The sequence below is a fragment of the Kocuria sediminis genome (genome assembly GCF_009735315.1).
Lineage (GTDB): Bacteria > Actinomycetota > Actinomycetes > Actinomycetales > Micrococcaceae > Kocuria > Kocuria turfanensis.
Window position 1 is genome coordinate 14,322 of record NZ_WOGU01000014.1, and the last position, 16,731, is coordinate 31,052.

A 16,731-nucleotide genomic window follows, 5' to 3' on the forward strand; every position below is an offset into this window, starting at 1 on the left:
GGTGCACCCAGGCACAGTGAGGAGGGTGAAGCACCCCAACGAGTTACGTTGCTAGTTCAAGTCAAGGGCGCGCCTGCGGCGCGCCGCGCACCGACAGCCCGGCCCGCCCAGCGCACCTTTTTTCACGTCAGTAGGTCCAAACGCGCTTTTCCTATAGCGGCATCGAACGCAAGAGCGTAGTCCGAGGCCACCCGTATGGCGCAACGCCCAGCGGTCGGGCTTAACACTATTTTCTTGCCCTGCACCTCCGACTCCAGTACCTCGTTTATTTGACGGCGCATACTCAGGACATTTGTCAGCTTCTTAGTCTGCCTGCTAGTTAACTGGCCTTCACCGTGGACTATGGCGTTCCGTACGTCGACTACCACATTAAGCCTTTGAGCCTCTCGATTCCCAGCAAGTTGTACACCAAAAGCGTCTCTTAGTATGCCGTAACGACCATCCCACGTTTGATGATAGGACTCGGCACTATCCTGAATGAGTCGCCGCCCAAGACGGGTTGATTTAATCCCAGACTCATCAACAAGAAGGTCGATGGATTTGCCTACTAGAGCTTCAGCAAGCGAAGCCGCAGAAATAATCTGTCCCGCAACATCGGCGGCCTCAGCAGGCTCAAGGCGATGAAGCGATCTGATCGTGGCTTCAGTCATCGAGGCTACAGCAGCATCGATCCGCATTGATCTTCCCCCCAACTGTATGCCAATCTTGTAAGCGCGGAATCATCTCGAATCGCCTTTCCAACAGCCGACACACTTCCAGCATCAAGGCGTCCAACTACGCCCGCAAGGCCGACCTTTGTGATGTCCGTGGCACTCACAAACAACTCCCCGATTGCGGCAGGGGAAATCTGTTCATTGTTAACCAAAAACCACGCGCCTTCCGCACGAACCGTTTCATGACGGTCATCCAACAAGCCATTGGCCCAAGAAATTACCTCATCCCTCGACTCAGCCTCAACTGGCTCAAGAGAATCTGCCAAACGAGCCATCCATAGACGGGCCCAAGGACTCTGTCGAGGCAAACGCGTGAGATCTCTAAGGGTCGACCAATTGCGCAGATTTTCATGCCGATTTACCAAGTAGCTCCCGACATTAAAGAGTCGGACTGGTTCCTTCGCCACGACTTGAACGAGCCACTCGTCCTTTAGCCGTTCGTCACTTGCTTGAAGGGCCTGAAGTGCTCGCGTCCCGAAGTGTGTGTGGACCGTATAGTTATTCGCATCACCCGTGGCCCAATCTTCAATAACCCGACTTAGCGCCATGAAGTTGACATCCTGAGGATCGGGCTCAGTCTCAATAGCCGACCAATCATCGTATCCAATTTGCATGAATTCTATTGCGGTCAGTTGCTCCGCGGCCTCTTCATTGTACTTTTGGAACGCATCTTCCTTTGCAATGATTTCTTCCCTGACGTCCCAGGCGCTTCGGATATTGGTTTTCTTGTCAGCGAGAACAAGTCCATACCGGCGCGCAATCGCCATAGCATGCTCGATCGCTTCAAAAGCTTGGCTTTGACTCTCTGTAACGATCCGGAAGTCGTCTGCAAATCTATGGACGTCGTAACCCTCTCGAGACATATCCCGCTCAATCTGATTCAGGTAAGCATCCCCAAGAAGGTGACTAGAATCCATGGCTTGCGGAATTCCCATGCCCCTCGGAAACATGTCCAGCAGTAGACCCATAAGCGCTGAGACGGAATCGGCGTCCAGTGTCTGGATAAGGAGTTCTTCTGCGAGAATATTATGATCAATGTATTCGTAACATGCAGCAATGTCGAAGTCTACGATCTGCACACCTCGATCTGGCCATACGGGCACACCGAATTCTTGATGATCCGACATCGGCTGCGCACGCGATGGGCTTGGCAGTCCTGGCTTTAATTTCTCGACAAGCGCGTCGTAGAGAGTGCGGGTCTCGGGAGATAGCAGGCTGATGGGTCGAGGTCCGAGTCCCTTTTTTGGCATGGTAATGGTCTCAATTGCCGGCGAATGTCCGCGACCAAAACGAGCTTCAGTATGTCTCGCTAATTGACTCACACCCCCGTCCAGACTTCGATCAGATATTAGATGGGGCACTTGGTGAAGAGTTGTCGCGACAGCATTTCTTGCGGCGTTGTGTATCGGCAGTTTTTTAGCCAAGGTGCTGGGCAAATGCACGGCGGGGAACCTTTCGAAGGGGGTCCTTCCGAGCATATATGTGGTTGCCATAAAACGTCGGTCACACGGTGTCCTAGGGACTTGCCGGGTTGCCGGACCACGTGCACCGGCAGCCGGCGTGAGGATCAACGCCGGCTGCCGGTGTGCGCGTCTCGAGGGCGCCCGTCAGGTGCGGGGCCGGTCCTCGGGGTCAGGGGTACGACCCGGCGCGGCGGACCGCTCGTCCCGGAGGCGGTCGTCCAGGCGGGAGTCGTCCTGGCCGCGCTCGTCGCGCTCCCGGCGGCCGGCGCCCTCGTGCGACCCCTCGGAGCGCTCGTCGCGCCCAGTGCGGTCCGTGTGGTCGCTCCGGTCGGTGTGCTCCCCGTCCGGGTCCAGCGTGGCGGCCTCCCGCCGGTGCGCCTCCGCCTCCTCGCGTGCCCGGTCGGCCTCCTCGGCGCGCCGCCGGGCGTCCTGCTCGATCCGGTCGGCCTCGATGCGGGCCTTCTCCGCCTCGGCCCGAGCCGCCTCCGCGTCCGCCTTCTGCTCCCGGGCGGCCAGGCTCTGCTCCTCGCTGCGGGCCCGGAGCTCAGCGGCCCGCTCCCGGTTCTGGCGCTCCACGGCGGCCTGGTGGTCCCGCTTCTTCTTGCCGGCCCCCACCAGCGCGAGAATGACGAGCGCCAGCACCACGATCGCCAGCACGATCCAGATCCACGGTTCCATCGGACGGTCCTCCTCGGTCGGCGCGGGCTCCCTCTGGTGTGGGATCCTCACGCTCACGTGCCAGCCCGGCGGGCTGTGCTACCCGTCAGTTCAGCACCGGCACGGTGTTCTGTCCATCACTGTGGACGCCCGGCACACCCGCTCATGCGGGCCTGCCCGGGCCCTCCTGAACTCCCCGCCCGACGGGCGAACATCGCCGCAGGTCAGGAGAATGATCAGGAGAAAGCGAGCAGAGCGCGGGCCGCCGACCCGTGCGCGGGCTCCGACCGACGGCCTCCGCGCCCCCGGTGCGAGACAGATTGTGGCGCCCTGCTGTTCGGCGGCCCGTCGGCCGCCGATGGGCCGTCGCTGCCGGCACCATCCACCGTCCGCCGCGACCCGAGGACGGAGCAGACGTGCGGCCGGCGGCGTGCGTGGCGGCTCAGGCCAGGGAGAGCGCGAAGGACAGCGCGAAGCCGGCCGCGGTGCTCAGCGCCACGGCGGGACCGCCGTGCTCGTAGGCCTCCGGCATGAGGGTGTCGGCCAGGGAGGCGATCACGGCTCCCGCGGCGAAGGCCAGCGGCAGGGAGATGGTCTCGGGGTCGCTGCCGGCCAGCGGTCCGGCCCCGAGCAGCACAGCCAGCACGAGCAGGACCCCGCAGACCGTCCAGAGCAGCACGGCCCTGCCCTTGGACATGCCCTGCTCGCGCATCGAGGCGGCCCCCACGAGGGACTCGGGCAGGTTGGAGACGAAGATCGCGGCGAGCAGCGCCAGTCCCCCGGTGCCCTCGGTGAGGGAGACGCCCAGGGCGACGTTCTCGGGCACCCCGTCCAGGGTGACGGCGGCGAGCAGGGCCAGGCCGGCCGCTCCGCGGGCCGACGCCGCCGTCGGCGCCGTCTCCTGGGACGCGGCGTCCGGGTCCAGCTTGGCGCTGCCCTGCTGCTTCTCCGCGTCGCGGGACCGGGTCCCGGGCTGCGCCCACCGGTCCAGCAGGGCGCTGAGCACGGTGAAGACCACGGCCCCGGCGAACAGCCCGACCACCGCCAGCCCGATGCCGCCGCGCTCATAGGCGTCCTCGAACAGCTCGAAGGCCAGGGCGGTGATCAGCGCTCCGGCGGCGAAGGAGAGCAGGATGGCGAGCACGCGCTTGGGCAGCTCGAAGCGCACCCCGACCAGCGCGCCGATCACCAGGGCGCTGGAGGCGACGAGCCCGAAGATCAGGGTCTGGACCATGACCGCAGTGTAGGAGCCGGCCGTGCTCCCCGGCCCGAAAGGCAGGAGGTTACCGCCGGAGACGGCCCGGGTGAGGTACCCGGCACGACGACGGCGCCCCGCCCACCTCGTGCGAGGTGGGCGGGGCGCCGTCGTCGTGCCGGGAGGGTGCTCAGATGTTGAAGCCCAGGGCCCGCATCTGGTCGCGGCCGTCCTCGGTGATCCGGTCAGGACCCCACGGCGGCATCCAGACCCAGTTGACCCGCCACTCGTCCAGCAGCGGGCCGAGGTTCTGCTCGACCTGCTCCTCGATGACGTCCTGCAGCGGGCAGGCCGCGGTGGTGAGGGTCATGTCGAGGATGAGGGCGCCGTCCTCGGCCCACCGGGAGCCGTAGAGCAGGCCCAGATCGACGATGTTGACGCCGAGCTCCGGGTCGATGACGTTCTTGAGCGCCTCCTCGATCTCCTCCGTGGAGAGCCGGCCCGCAGGGGCCTCGGAGGTGTCGACGGGGGTCTCAGCAGGGGTGTCGGCCATCGCTGGCCTCCTTTCGGTGCTGGTCGGCGCGGCGCTTACTTGACGGGGGCCAGGTAGCGGTCGTAGCCCTCGTTCTCGAGGCGCTCGGCGAGCTCGGGCCCGCCCTCGTCGACGACGCGGCCGTCGGCGAACACGTGCACGAACTGCGGCTTGATGTAGCGCAGGATCCGCGTGTAGTGGGTGATCAGCATGACGCCCATGTCGTTGGTCTCCAGGGCGCGGTTGACGCCCTCGGAGACGACCTTCAGCGCGTCGACGTCGAGGCCGGAGTCGGTCTCGTCGAGCAGGGCCATCTTGGGCTTGAGCAGCTCGAGCTGGAGGATCTCGTGGCGCTTCTTCTCGCCGCCGGAGAAGCCCTCGTTGACGTTGCGCTGGATCATGTCGGGGCTGATCTTCAGCTGCTCCATGGCGGCCTTGACGTCCTTCGTCCACGTGCGCAGGGAGGGGGCCTCGCCGTCGATGGCGGTCTTGGCGGTGCGCAGGAAGTTGGAGGTCGTCACGCCCGGGATCTCCACGGGGTACTGCATGGCCAGGAAGAGCCCGGCGCGGGCGCGCTCGTCCACGGACATCTCCAGGACGTCCTCGCCGTCCAGGAGGACCTGGCCGGAGTCGACGACGTACTTGGGGTGCCCGGCGATGGTGGAGGCCAGGGTGGACTTGCCGGACCCGTTGGGGCCCATGATCGCGTGCACCTCACCGGACTTGATGGTGAGGTTCACGCCCTTGAGGATCGGCTTGGTGGTCTCGTCGTCGAGCACGACGGACGCGTGCAGGTCCTTGATCTCGAGAGTTGCCATGGATGGTTCTCCTGTGGTCGGGAAGAGTGTGGGGAAAGGGCTCAGTGGTTGGCGGAGGCGAGCTCGTCCTGGACGGCCCCGCGCAGCCGCTCCTCGATGTCCGGGACACCGATCTGCTGGAGGATCTCGAACAGGAAGCCGCGCACCACGAGCCGGCGCGCCTCGTCCTCGGGGATGCCCCGGGACATGAGGTAGTACAGGTGCTCGTCGTCCAGCTGCCCGGTGGTGGAGGCGTGGCCGGCCCCGGCGATCAGGCCGGTCTCGATCTCCAGGTTGGGCACGGAGTCCATCCGCGGCCCGTCGCCCAGGATCAGGTTCCGGTTCAGCTCGTAGGTGTCGGTGCCCTCCGCGGTGGCGCGGATCAGGACGTCGCCGACCCACACGCCGTGCGCGTTCTCGCCCTGCAGCGCGGACTTGTAGGTCACCCGCGAGGTGCAGTGCGGCTGGGAGTGGTCCACGAACAGCCGGGACTCCAGGTGCTGGCCGGCGTCCACGAAGGTGAGCCCGTACATCTCCACGGACCCGCCGGGGGCGTCGAAGCGGGTGGACGGGGTCACGCGCACCAGGTCCCCGCCGAGGGAGACGAGCACGTGCTTGAACGAGGCCGACCGGCCCAGGCGCGCCTGCTGGGAGGAGGCGTGCACGGCGTCGTCGTCCCACTCCTGCAGCGTCACCACGGTGAGGCTGGCGGAGTCGCCCACGCGGAACTCGACGTTCTGCGAGAGCACCGCGCTGCCGTGGTGGCGCAGGACCACCAGGGCCTTGGAGAAGGGCTGGGCGTCGATCACCAGGTGCTGGGCCGCCGGGGTGGCGTCCGTGCCGTGGATGTCGACGACGACGGGCGCGGCGATCTCGGCCTCCTGCGGCACCGTGAGCACCGTGGCCCCGGTGACGCTGCACCACGCGTTGGCGGAGACCCGGTCCTCGGGGATGCCGGCGCTGCCGATCCGGGCGTCGTCGCGGCCGACGGTCTCCACGCGCACGGCGTCGGAGTCCACGGTCACGGCCGGCGCCGGGCCGGTGAGGGCGTCGGCGTGCAGGCCCTTGAGGCGCTTGACCGGGGTGAACCGGAAGTCCTCCTCCTTGCCGGTGATCGCCGGGAAGTCGGCCACGTCGTAGGACGTGCGCCGCCCGGCGCGGGAGGAGTCCGGTCCCTCGGCGCTGCCGCCGCGGGCGGACTCCCGCACGAGGGTGTCGTTCTCGACTTTGTCGCGGGCGAGCCGCTCGCCCTCCTGGTCCATGCCCGGGATGGCGACGCGCTTGTCCCCGGTGGGGACGCCGTCGACCTTCTCGCCCAGGTTGTCGTAGACGTCCTTGGCCGTGCCGGCGGCCTTCTCGGCCACCGCGGTGGCGGCGGAGGCGGCGGCTTCCGCCGCGGTGCGAATCGTTTCGTTCAGCTTGGACATGTCAGCCAACGGATCCTTCCATCTGCAGTTCGATGAGGCGGTTGAGTTCGAGCGCGTACTCCATGGGGAGCTCACGGGCGATCGGCTCCACGAAGCCGCGCACGATCATCGCCATGGCCTCGTCCTCGGCCAGGCCTCGCTGCATGAGGTAGAAGAGCTGCTCCTCGGAGACCCGCGAGACGGTCGCCTCGTGGCCCATGGACACGTCGTCCTCGCGGATGTCGACGTAGGGGTAGGTGTCCGAGCGGGAGATCGTGTCGACCAGCAGGGCGTCGCAGACCACGTTGGACTTCGAGCCCTTGGCGCCCTCGCGGACCTGCACGAGGCCGCGGTAGGCGGCGCGGCCGCCGTTGCGGGCCACGGACTTCGAGACGATCGACGAGGAGGTGTTCGGCGCGATGTGCACCATCTTCGAGCCGGTGTCCTGGTGCTGGCCCTCGCCGGCGAAGGCGATCGAGAGGGTCTCGCCGCGGGCGTGCTCCCCGGTCATGTAGACGGCCGGGTACTTCTGGGTCACCTTCGAGCCGATGTTGCCGTCGATCCACTCCATGGTGGCGCCCTCGTGGGCGATCGCGCGCTTGGTCACCAGGTTGTACACGTTGTTCGACCAGTTCTGGATGGTCGTGTAGCGCACCCGGGCGTTCTTCTTGACGATGATCTCGACCACGGCGGAGTGCAGCGAGTCCGTCTTGTAGATCGGCGCGGTGCAGCCCTCGATGTAGTGGACGTAGGAGTCCTCGTCCGCGATGATCAGCGTCCGCTCGAACTGGCCCATGTTCTCGGTGTTGATGCGGAAGTAGGCCTGCAGCGGGATCTCCACGTGCACGCCCTTGGGGACGTAGACGAAGGAGCCGCCGGACCACACGGCCGTGTTCAGCGAGGCGAACTTGTTGTCGCCCACCGGGATGACGGTGCCGAAGTACTCCTCGAAGAACTCCGGGTGCTCCTTGAGGGCGGTGTCTGTGTCCATGAAGATGACACCCTGCTCCTCGAGGTCCTCGCGGATCTGGTGGTAGACCACCTCGGACTCGTACTGGGCGGCGACGCCGGCCACGAGCCGGCCGCGCTCGGCCTCGGGGATGCCGAGCTTCTCGTAGGTGTTGCGGATGTCCTCGGGCAGGTCGTCCCAGGTCTGGGCCTGCTTCTCCGTGGAGCGCACGAAGTACTTGATGTTGTCGAAGTCGATGCCGGACAGGTCCGCGCCCCACGTGGGCATGGGCTTGCGCCCGAAGAACTTCAGGCCCTTCAGCCGCAGGTCGGTCATCCACTGCGGCTCGCTCTTCTTGGCCGAGATGTCCCGGACGACCTCCTCGTTGATGCCGCGGCGCGCGGAGGCGCCGGCGACGTCGGAGTCCGCCCAGCCGTACTCGTAGGTGCCGATGCCCTCGAGCTCCGGGTTCTTCTCCAGGATGTCGGCGATGACAGTGTCGTTGCCGCTGGCGATCTGTTCAGTCATGACGGCCTTCCTCTGTTGTCTGGTCTGTGGGGTGGTCCGTGGTCGTCCGGGCCGCGGCGGGTCCGGGCCGTGCGAGGGGCACGTGCGTGGTGCACACGTGCGCGCCGGCGGCCTGCGTGGAGAGCCGGCGGACGTCCGTGCCGAGCAGCCGGGCGATGAGCTCGGTCTCCAGCTCGCAGAACTGCGGGTAGCGGGCGGCCAGCTCCCGGACGGGGCAGTGGCCCTGGCACAGCTGCGCGGAGACGATGGTGCGCTGGTCCCCGCGCCCCACGGCCACCTCGTTCGTGGAGGCGGCGAAGCCGTCCTGGCTCAGCAGGCGCACGAGCACCGGCAGGCGCTCGGCGACCTCCGGACCGGCGGCCTCGACCTCGGGGCGATAGGTGGCCTCGAGCCGGTCCACGCGCTCCTGGATGAACTCGCGCACGGCGTCGGGCCCGGCGACGCGCCGGATGGCCTCCAGGGCGTCGGTGGCGATCTCCAGGTAGTCGTCGCCGAGCTTGGCGTGGCCCTCGGGAGCCACGACGTAGCGGCGGGCGGGGCGCCCGGCGCCGCCGGTGCGGCGGCGGACCATGGTGACCTCGATGTAGTGCTGCTGCTCGAGGGCGTCGAGGTGACGGCGCACGGCCGCCGGGGTGAGCTCGAGCATGTCCCCGAGGTCGGCGGCCGAGACCGGCCCGTGCTCCAGGACGGCGCCCAGCACGCGGGAGCGGGTGTTCTCCTCCTGCTCCGCCCGCGGTCCGCCCGAGGAGCGGGACAGGCTCCGGGCGTCCGTGGTGTGGGTCATGGGTGAACCGTGCGCTTCCTGGTCGGAGATGGGGTGGAAGGTGGTGTGCTGCGAGGTGCGCCCCGCGCGGGGGCTCACTGAATACACAACCTCAGTATGTCGTTATTCATTCCGGTGGGGCCAGTAAGTTGAGCCTTACCCGGGCCCTGCGGCCGAAATCGCGACTTACTCATAATAACCCCCCGCGGCCGCGGGGCCAAGGGGAACGGGGCGTCGGCGCGCCCCACTACACTGGTCCGGTGCCCGCCCACAGTCCCCCCGCGTCCTCGCCCGCGCTGGCGATCGAGCGCCTCGTCAAACAGTTCCCCGCCCGCCGACGACGCCCCCGCCGCGGCCCGGAGCAGGGTGCGGACGTGGTGCGCGCCGTCGACGGCCTCTCCCTGACCGCGCGGCACGGCGAGATCACGGCGCTGCTCGGGCCCAACGGCGCCGGCAAGACCACCACCCTGGAGTGCGCCCAGGGCCTGCAGCGGCCCTCCGCGGGCACCGTCCGGCTGCTCGGGCAGGACCCGTGGCGGGCCGGCCCGGAGCTGCGCGCCCGGGTGGGCGTCATGCTCCAGGAGGGCGGGCTGCCGCAGGCGGTGCGTCCGCTGGAGCTGCTGCGGCACGTCGCCTCCCTCTACCGCAGCCCCCGGGACATGGACGCGCTCGTCGAGCGCCTGGGCATCAACGGCTTCGACCGCACGGTGGTCCGCCGCCTCTCCGGCGGCCAGCGCCAGCGGGTGGCCCTGGCGGCCGCCCTGGCGGGCAGTCCGGAGGTCCTGTTCCTGGACGAGCCCTCGGCCGGGATGGACCCGCAGTCCCGCAACATCGTCTTCGACCTCGTCCAGCAGCTGCGCCGCGACGGGGTGTGCATCATCCTGACCACGCACCTGCTCGACGACGCCCAGCGGCTGGCCGACCAGGTCTACATCGTGGACCACGGCCGGGTCATGGCCCAGGGCTCCGTGGCCGAGCTGGTGGCCCCCGGCGCGGACACCCCGGCCGTGCTGGCCCTCACCCTGACCCCCGAGCAGGTCGCGGCCGGCCCCTTCCCGTGGGAGGGGCCCGGGTTCGAGGACGTGCACGCGAGCCGCTCCGAGCGCACGGTGACGCTCACCGGCCGGCTCACCCCGGGACAGCTCGAGACGGTGACCCGCTGGTTCACCGCCACCGGGACCCTGCCCGAGTCCCTGTCCCTGCAGCCCCGCACCCTCGAGGACGTCTTCCTCGACATCTCCGGACGGGAGATCCGATGACCGCACCCGCCCAGCCCCGCGCCACGCCCCCGCGCCCGGAGCCCGCTCCCCTGGCCCGGCGGGTCGCGGCGCAGTCGCGCTACGAGGCCCTGACCATGCTGCGCAACGGCGAGCAGCTGCTGCTGCTGGTGATCCTGCCGCTGATGGCACTCGTAGCGCTGACCCTCACCGACCTGCTGGACGCCGACGTCCCGCCCGGCCTCAGCCGCGTGGACGTCGCGGTGCCGGGCGTGCTCACCCTGTGCGTGCTCTCCAACGCGTTCTCCGGCCAGGGCATCCAGACCGGCTTCGACCGCCGCTACGGCGTGCTGCGCTTCCTCTCGACCACGCCTCTGGGCCGCGGCGGGCTGATCACCGGCAAGCTGGTGGCGATCGTGGCCGTGCTGGTGGTGCAGTACGTGCTCGTCGGGGCCCTCGGCGCCGCCCTGGGGTGGCGCCCGGACCCGGTGGCGGTGCTCGTCTCCGTGCCGGTGCTGCTGCTCGGCGCCGCCGCGTTCACCGGGCTGGGCCTGCTGCTGGCCGGCACCGTGCGCGCCGAGGCCACCCTGGCCGTGACCAACCTCGTCTGGGTGGTCCTCGCGGCGGTCGGCGGGACCCTGTTCCCCTCCCGGACGCTGCCGCCGGCGCTGTCCTGGCTGGTGGACCTGCTGCCCTCCGGGGCGCTGGGCACCGCGATGCGGGAGACCTTCCTCACGGGCGGGCCCTCGCTGCTGCCGCTGCTGGTGCTCGCCGTCTGGGCCGCCGCCGCGTGGGCCGCCGCGGTGCGCTGGTTCCGCTGGAGCTGACCGCCGGTCCCGCCCCGGCGGCGACGGCCCGCCGCCCAGCGGCGCAGGGGGCCCGGCGCCGGGGACCTGCCCGGGAGCGCCGGGGTCCCGCCGGCCGGCGCCCGGGGTCGCCGCTCCCCCGGTCCGTGCGCTTGCCGCCCGTGCCCGGGGCGGGGCGAAGGCGGATAAACTGGGACGGCACCCGCACCCGCCGCCCTCCGTCCGGAAGTGAAGCCATGACCCGCGCCAGCGACCCCACCGACGCCGACGTCCGAGCGGACGGCAGGTTCCTGATGCCGACCCGGATCACCCCGTGGGTGCGGTGGATGGCGGTGGCCTCCCTGCTGGCCAACTCGCTGCTGATCCTCACCGGCGGGCTGGTGCGGCTGACCGGCTCCGGCCTGGGCTGCCCCACCTGGCCCCGCTGCACGGACGAGTCCTGGACGAACACCGCCGAGATGGGCCTGCACGGGGTGATCGAGTTCGGCAATCGCCTGCTCACCTTCGTGCTCGCGCTCGTGGCGGTCCTGACGTTCCTGGCCGTGCTGCGGCTGGGCCACCGGCACTGGGACCTGATGCTCATCGCCCTGGTGCTCGGGCTGGCCATCCCGCTGCAGGCCGTGGTCGGCGGCGTGGTGGTCCACACCGGCCTGAACCCGTGGCTGGTGGGCATCCACTACCTGATCTCCAGCGCGATGATCGCCCTGTCCGCCGTCCTGGTCAACCGGACCCGCAGACGGTCCCTGCCGGCCGTCCGCGACGCCGAGCGCCCCGGCCAGGCCCTGAGCCAGCGGCGCCTGATCCGCGCCCTCGTGGTGACCGTCGGCGTGCTCACCGCCCTGATCCTCTACCTGGGGACCCTGGTCACCGGCACCGGCCCGCACGGCGGAGACGACTCCAGCGCCCGGCACGCCTTCGACGCCTACCTCATCACCCGGGCCCACGCGGTGCCGGTGTACCTGATCGTCGTCACCGTGGTCGCCGGACTCGTCCTGGCGCGGCGCCGGCGGTGGCCCGTGCCCGTGGCGTCCGCGCTCCACGTGATGCTGGCCGTGCTCGTGCTGCAGGCGCTGATCGGCTACTACCAGTACTTCAACGGCCTGCCGATCGTGGCCGTGGCCCTGCACCTGGTGGGCTCCGCGGCGCTGGTCTGGGCCGCGGCCCGCACCGTGGAGAAGGGCTTCGCGCTCACCCGCACCCCGGACGTGGTCGTCCGCGCCGCCCTGGACCAGCCGGTGGCCGAGGCTCCCGCCCGCGGCTGAGCGCGCTCAGGACCGCTCGTCGGGGGCCTCGTCGAGCAGCTCCTCCACCGCCTGCGCCAGCCGCTGCCGGCTGGCCGAGGGAATGGGCAGCAGCGGCCGCCGGGGCGGGGCCGTGCTCACCCCGCAGACCTCAGCGAGGGCGTAGAGGGAGCTGAGCGGGCGCTCCTGGCGCAGGATCTCCAGCAGCGGGGCCAGGGCGGCCTGCCACGTGCGCACGGCCTCCTCGTCGCCCTCGACCACCGCGGCGCGGAAGGCGGCGTACTGGCGCGGCAGCACCGCCGCGATCCCGGAGTGCCACCCGGCCGCGTCCGGCGCCGCCTCGTGCAGCAGCCGCTCGCCGCTGACCCCGTGCGCGGTCCCCGGCTCGGCGAGCTCCGCGAACCGGGCGCGGCGCTCGGCGTACTCGGCCGGGGAGCCGGCGGTGTCCTTGAAGGCGTTCACGTTCTCCAGCCAGGACAGCTCGGCCGCGAGCTCCACGGGGTAGCTGAAGCCCGTCGTCGTCGGGTTGTTGTAGACGCACAGCGGCAGGGACACGGCCGCGGCCACCGTCTCCACCTGGTCGGCGATCTCCTCGGAGACGAGGGGGATGTAGGACAGCGGGTTGAGCACCAGCCCGTCCGCCCCGCCGTTCTCGGCGGCGTACGCCATGTCGAGGACCTCGCGGGTGGTCATGGCCGAGATCCCGGCGCCCACCGGCACCCCGGAGCCGCGGGCGGCCTCCACCGCCACGCGCACGACCTCGGCCCGCTCGTCACCGGAGAGGTAGGCGAAGCTGCCCGAGCTGCCCAGCACCACCACGGAGTCCACCCCGGAGCGGGACAGCCGGCGGACGTAGCGCTCGAGGGACTCCAGGTCCAGCCGTCCGCCCGGCTGGAACGGGGTGATCGGATAGGCCACGAGCCCGGTGAAGGTCATGCTGAGCATGCGTCCATCCTAGGACCGCCCGGGGGACGGCCCGGCCCCCGGGCGGCACGGGCGCCGCGCGGGCCTCAGAGGAGAGGGCCGCCCACGAAGGGGTCCACGGCCAGGGCGAGGAAGACGAACGTGATGTAGGCGATCGAGCCGTGGAAGACGTACATCGCCTGCTTGTCGGTCGGCCGCCCGGCCACGGCGAGGGCGTGCAGCTTGTGGCTGTGCCACACGAACCACGCGCCCGAGCCGAGGGCGGTCAGCGTGTAGACCCACCCGGCGCCGCCGACCGGGACGAGCAGCAGCGAGCACACCAGCGTGGCCCAGGCGTAGAGCACCACCTGGCTGCCCACGGTCCGGGCGCTGGAGACGGCCCCCAGCATGGGGACCCCGGCGCGGGAGTAGTCGTCGGCGTACTTCATCGACAGCGGCCAGTAGTGCGGCGGGGTCCACAGGAAGATGAACAGGAACAGCACGAGGGCCGGCCAGTTGAGCCCGCCGGTGACCGCGGCCCAGCCGATGAGCACGGGCATGCACCCGGCCACCCCGCCCCACACGATGTTCTGGGCCGTGCGCCGCTTCAGGACGATCGAGTAGAACACGGCGTAGAGGAAGATGGCCGCGGCCCCGAGCGCGCCCGCGAGGACGTTGACGCCCACCGTCAGCCACACCACCGAGACGACCGCCACGACCCAGGCGAACACCAGGGCCTCCCGGTCGGTGACCTCGCCGGTGACGAGCGGGCGCTTGGCGGTCCGCCGCATCACCCGGTCCTCCTCCCGGTCGATGTAGCAGTTGAACGCCCCGGCGGCCCCCGCGGCGAGCGTGCCGCCCACGAGGGTGTTAAGGATCAGCCAGAAGTCGGGCATGCCCTGCTGGGCGAAGATCATGGTGGGGACGGTCGCGACGAGCAGCAGCTCGATGATCCGGGGCTTCATGAGCGCCACGTAGGCCCGCAGCTTCCGGGAGAACGTCATCCGACCCATCTGACGGGAGGCCGCCGCACCACGCCCGGGCTCGGTGCCGAGGACCGGTCCTCCTGCGGTGCTCGACGTCTCGAGTGAGTTCACGAAATCATTGCTCCCGGTTGCGGTGGTGTCCCCCGCTGGGTGCGCGAGGAGGCCCGGCGACCGCGCCCCGTCGACACGGCGACGGACTGCGCAGCAGCTCGCGGGCGCGGAAGAAGGTCCTATACAGCATAGCGCGTGGTGCTGTCCGTTCCCGCCCCGAAGATGCCGAAGATCGACGGAACGGGCGGCCCGCGCCGGTGGTTCCGGTCACGTCGCCGAAATCCGTGTGACCTAAGCTGGACCCAGACCGCCGGTCCAGGACCGGTGTCCGCTGCGCACGGCAGCGGCTCCCAGCAGAAAGGGCTCCGATTTTCGTGACCGATCTCGATGTGAAGCTGAAGTGGACCGAGCAGGACCAGCGTGCCGTGGACACCGTCCGCGTGCTGGCCGCGGACGCGGTGGAGAAGGTGGGCAGCGGGCACCCCGGCACGGCGATGTCCCTGGCCCCGGCCGCCTACCTGCTGTTCCAGAAGGTGATGCGCCACGACCCCACCGACGACCGGTGGACGGGGCGGGACCGGTTCGTCCTCTCCCCCGGGCACACCTCCCTGACCCTCTACCTGCAGCTGTTCCTCTCCGGCTACGGCATGGAGATGGAGGACATCGAGTCGCTGCGCACCTGGGGGTCGAAGACTCCCGGGCACCCCGAGTACCGGCACACCACCGGCGTGGAGATCACCACCGGCCCGCTGGGCCAGGGCCTGGCGTCGGCCGTGGGCTTCGCCTACGCCCAGCGCTACACCCGGGGTCTGTTCGACCCCGACGCCGCCCCCGGCACCTCCCCGTTCGACCACACGGTGTACGTGATCGCCTCCGACGGTGACCTCCAGGAGGGGGTGACCTCCGAGGCGTCCTCCCTGGCCGGGGTGCAGGAGCTGGGCAACCTCGTGGTGATCTACGACCAGAACCACATCTCCATCGAGGACGACACCGACGTGGCCTTCACCGAGGACGTGCTGGCCCGCTACGAGGCCTACGGCTGGGACGTGAACCGGGTGGACTGGACGAAGTCCGGGGACTACGTGGAGGACGTCGAGGAGCTCTACGCGGCGATCCGGGCCGCGAAGGCCGAGACTACGAAGCCCTCGCTGATCGCCCTGCGCACCATCATCGGCTGGCCGGCCCCGACCAAGCAGAACACCGGGGGCATCCACGGCTCCAAGCTCGGGGGCGAGGAGGTCGCCGCGACCAAGGAGATCCTCGGCTTCGACCCGCAGGCCTCCTTCGTCATCGAGGACGAGATCCTGGCCCACACCCGCGGCATCCAGGACCGTATGAAGGACGTCCGCGAGGAGTGGGAGCAGAACTTCGCCGCGTGGCGGGAGGCCAACCCGGAGCGGGCCCGGCTCTACGACCGGATCCGGGCCGAGGAGCTGCCGGAGAACTACGCGCAAGCGTTCCCGGTCTTCGAAGCCGGCAAGGCCGTGGCGACCCGCTCGGCGTCGGGGAAGGTGCTCAACGCGATCGCCGACACGTTCCCGGAGCTGTGGGGCGGCTCGGCGGACCTGGCCGGGTCCAACAACACCACCATCGAGTCGGCGGCCTCCTTCATCCCCGAGGCCCGCTCCACGAACAAGTGGACCGGCCACCCCTACGGGCGGGTGCTGCACTTCGGCATCCGCGAGCACGCCGCGGCGGCGATCGTCAACGGCATCACCATGTCCTCCCAGACGAGGGCGTTCTCCGGGACGTTCCTGATCTTCTCCGACTACCAGCGCCCGGCCGTGCGGCTCGGTGCCCTGATGAAGGTCCCCTCGATCTACGTGTGGACCCACGACTCCATCGGCCTCGGCGAGGACGGCCCCACCCACCAGCCGGTGGAGCAGCTGTCGGCGCTGCGGGCGATCCCGGGCCTGGACGTGGTCCGCCCGGCCGACGCCAACGAGACCGCCGTGGCGTGGCGGACGATCCTGGAGAACCGGCACGGCCCCGCCGGGCTCGCGCTGACCCGGCAGAACGTGCCCACCTTCGCCCGCACCGACCTGCACCCCGACGCCGAGACCGAGTTGTTCGCCTCCGCCGAGGGCACGGCCCGCGGCGGCTACGTGCTCGCCGACACGGAGGGGACCCCGGACGTGATCCTCATCGGCACCGGCTCCGAGGTCGCCCTGGCCGTGGAGGCCCGCGCGCTGCTGGCCGAGCAGGGGGTGTCCGCCCGGGTGGTGTCCATGCCCTGCCGGGAGTGGTTCGACGCCCAGGACGCCGACTACCGCGAGTCCGTCCTCCCCGCGGCCGTGCGCGCCCGGGTCACCGTGGAGGCCGGGATCGCCATGTCCTGGCGCGACCTGCTCGGCGACGCCGGGCGGGCGGTGTCCCTGGAGCACTTCGGGGAGTCCGCCGACTACGAGACCCTCTACCGCGAGTTCGGCATCACCGCCGACGCCGTGGCCGCCGCCGCCCAGGACTCCCTCACCGCCGCCCAGGAGTCCGTCACCGCCCACCGCTGACCCGCGGCGCACCGACC

At 69.8% G+C, this 16,731-nt stretch carries 15 protein-coding genes; 4 read left to right on the forward strand and 11 right to left on the reverse strand.

The features are described from left to right. Nucleotides 1-122: 122 nt before the first annotated feature. The 9 genes from GMA12_RS15140 to GMA12_RS15180 form a co-directional block, all read right to left on the reverse strand. A complete protein-coding gene (locus tag GMA12_RS15140; RefSeq protein WP_156270351.1) occupies nucleotides 123-677 on the reverse strand; it encodes a hypothetical protein in 555 nt (184 codons plus the stop codon). Continuing rightward, nucleotides 656-2,155 (reverse strand): RNA-directed DNA polymerase, encoded by a 1,500-nt coding sequence (locus GMA12_RS15145; protein ID WP_162459932.1) that lies wholly within the window; start codon nucleotides 2,153-2,155, stop codon nucleotides 656-658. Before GMA12_RS15145 ends, GMA12_RS15140 begins: the two co-directional genes overlap by 22 nt. A gap of 165 nt (nucleotides 2,156-2,320) precedes the next feature. Next, nucleotides 2,321-2,854, reverse strand: coding sequence for a hypothetical protein (locus GMA12_RS15150; RefSeq protein WP_156270353.1), 534 nt, complete (start codon nucleotides 2,852-2,854; stop codon nucleotides 2,321-2,323). A gap of 421 nt (nucleotides 2,855-3,275) precedes the next feature. Then, the gene (locus GMA12_RS15155; protein ID WP_156270354.1) at nucleotides 3,276-4,067 is read right to left on the reverse strand and encodes a ZIP family metal transporter; all 792 of its coding nucleotides are present in this window, start codon (nucleotides 4,065-4,067) and stop codon (nucleotides 3,276-3,278) included. 151 nt (nucleotides 4,068-4,218) lie between these two features. Then, complete coding sequence (locus tag GMA12_RS15160) at nucleotides 4,219-4,581, reverse strand: metal-sulfur cluster assembly factor (RefSeq protein WP_156270355.1); 363 nt, start codon at nucleotides 4,579-4,581, stop codon at nucleotides 4,219-4,221. A gap of 35 nt (nucleotides 4,582-4,616) precedes the next feature. Then, nucleotides 4,617-5,378: a Fe-S cluster assembly ATPase SufC gene (gene sufC / locus GMA12_RS15165; protein WP_156270356.1), complete on the reverse strand. Its 762-nt coding sequence runs from the start codon at nucleotides 5,376-5,378 to the stop codon at nucleotides 4,617-4,619. Nucleotides 5,379-5,419: 41 nt separating this feature from the next. Then, a complete protein-coding gene (gene sufD / locus GMA12_RS15170; RefSeq protein WP_156270398.1) occupies nucleotides 5,420-6,619 on the reverse strand; it encodes a Fe-S cluster assembly protein SufD in 1,200 nt (399 codons plus the stop codon). A gap of 166 nt (nucleotides 6,620-6,785) precedes the next feature. Then, nucleotides 6,786-8,240: a Fe-S cluster assembly protein SufB gene (gene sufB, locus GMA12_RS15175; protein ID WP_156270357.1), complete on the reverse strand. Its 1,455-nt coding sequence runs from the start codon at nucleotides 8,238-8,240 to the stop codon at nucleotides 6,786-6,788. Continuing rightward, nucleotides 8,233-9,024 (reverse strand): helix-turn-helix transcriptional regulator, encoded by a 792-nt coding sequence (locus tag GMA12_RS15180; protein WP_156270358.1) that lies wholly within the window; start codon nucleotides 9,022-9,024, stop codon nucleotides 8,233-8,235. The genes sufB and GMA12_RS15180 overlap by 8 nt, the downstream gene beginning before the upstream one ends. Before the next feature lie 239 nt (nucleotides 9,025-9,263). On the opposite strand from GMA12_RS15180, the gene GMA12_RS15185 reads away from it, so the two are divergent. The 3 genes from GMA12_RS15185 to GMA12_RS15195 all read left to right on the forward strand — a co-directional run bounded on the left by GMA12_RS15185 (nucleotide 9,264) and on the right by GMA12_RS15195 (nucleotide 12,288). After that, entirely contained in the window at nucleotides 9,264-10,262 is a 999-nt protein-coding gene (locus GMA12_RS15185; protein WP_370831732.1) for an ABC transporter ATP-binding protein, read from the forward strand. Beyond that, nucleotides 10,259-11,047 carry an ABC transporter permease gene (locus GMA12_RS15190; RefSeq protein WP_156270359.1) on the forward strand — a complete coding sequence of 263 codons (789 nt, stop codon included), beginning with the start codon at nucleotides 10,259-10,261 and terminating at the stop codon, nucleotides 11,045-11,047. Before GMA12_RS15185 ends, GMA12_RS15190 begins: the two co-directional genes overlap by 4 nt. A 215-nt stretch (nucleotides 11,048-11,262) precedes the next feature. Next, entirely contained in the window at nucleotides 11,263-12,288 is a 1,026-nt protein-coding gene (locus tag GMA12_RS15195; RefSeq protein WP_156270360.1) for a COX15/CtaA family protein, read from the forward strand. Nucleotides 12,289-12,294: 6 nt separating this feature from the next. Here GMA12_RS15195 and GMA12_RS15200 read toward each other — a convergent pair whose 3' ends face one another. Both GMA12_RS15200 and GMA12_RS15205 read right to left on the reverse strand, forming a co-directional pair. Further along, a complete protein-coding gene (locus tag GMA12_RS15200; RefSeq protein ID WP_156270361.1) occupies nucleotides 12,295-13,212 on the reverse strand; it encodes a dihydrodipicolinate synthase family protein in 918 nt (305 codons plus the stop codon). A gap of 65 nt (nucleotides 13,213-13,277) precedes the next feature. Then, entirely contained in the window at nucleotides 13,278-14,174 is an 897-nt protein-coding gene (locus GMA12_RS15205) for a heme o synthase (protein ID WP_240898878.1), read from the reverse strand. Between the two features lie 407 nt (nucleotides 14,175-14,581). Here GMA12_RS15205 and tkt point away from each other — a divergent pair, with 407 nt between their 5' ends. After that, nucleotides 14,582-16,714, forward strand: a complete 2,133-nt coding sequence (tkt, locus tag GMA12_RS15210; protein WP_162459933.1) for a transketolase — start codon at nucleotides 14,582-14,584, stop codon at nucleotides 16,712-16,714. Nucleotides 16,715-16,731 lie beyond the last annotated feature (17 nt).

Bases quoted from the DNA above. Each gene is read 5' to 3' on its own strand.
- GMA12_RS15140 (WP_156270351.1), bottom strand. From the start codon at position 677: ATGCGGATCGATGCTGCTGTAGCCTCGATGACTGAAGCCACGATCAGA.
- GMA12_RS15150 (WP_156270353.1), bottom strand. From the start codon at position 2,854: ATGGAACCGTGGATCTGGATCGTGCTGGCGATCGTGGTGCTGGCGCTC.
- GMA12_RS15155 (WP_156270354.1), bottom strand. From the start codon at position 4,067: ATGGTCCAGACCCTGATCTTCGGGCTCGTCGCCTCCAGCGCCCTGGTG.
- GMA12_RS15160 (WP_156270355.1), bottom strand. From the start codon at position 4,581: ATGGCCGACACCCCTGCTGAGACCCCCGTCGACACCTCCGAGGCCCCT.
- sufC (WP_156270356.1), bottom strand. From the start codon at position 5,378: ATGGCAACTCTCGAGATCAAGGACCTGCACGCGTCCGTCGTGCTCGAC.
- sufD (WP_156270398.1), bottom strand. From the start codon at position 6,619: ATGGACCAGGAGGGCGAGCGGCTCGCCCGCGACAAAGTCGAGAACGAC.
- sufB (WP_156270357.1), bottom strand. From the start codon at position 8,240: ATGACTGAACAGATCGCCAGCGGCAACGACACTGTCATCGCCGACATC.
- GMA12_RS15180 (WP_156270358.1), bottom strand. From the start codon at position 9,024: ATGACCCACACCACGGACGCCCGGAGCCTGTCCCGCTCCTCGGGCGGA.
- GMA12_RS15190 (WP_156270359.1), top strand. From the start codon at position 10,259: ATGACCGCACCCGCCCAGCCCCGCGCCACGCCCCCGCGCCCGGAGCCC.
- GMA12_RS15195 (WP_156270360.1), top strand. From the start codon at position 11,263: ATGACCCGCGCCAGCGACCCCACCGACGCCGACGTCCGAGCGGACGGC.
- GMA12_RS15200 (WP_156270361.1), bottom strand. From the start codon at position 13,212: ATGCTCAGCATGACCTTCACCGGGCTCGTGGCCTATCCGATCACCCCG.
- GMA12_RS15205 (WP_240898878.1), bottom strand. From the start codon at position 14,174: ATGACGTTCTCCCGGAAGCTGCGGGCCTACGTGGCGCTCATGAAGCCC.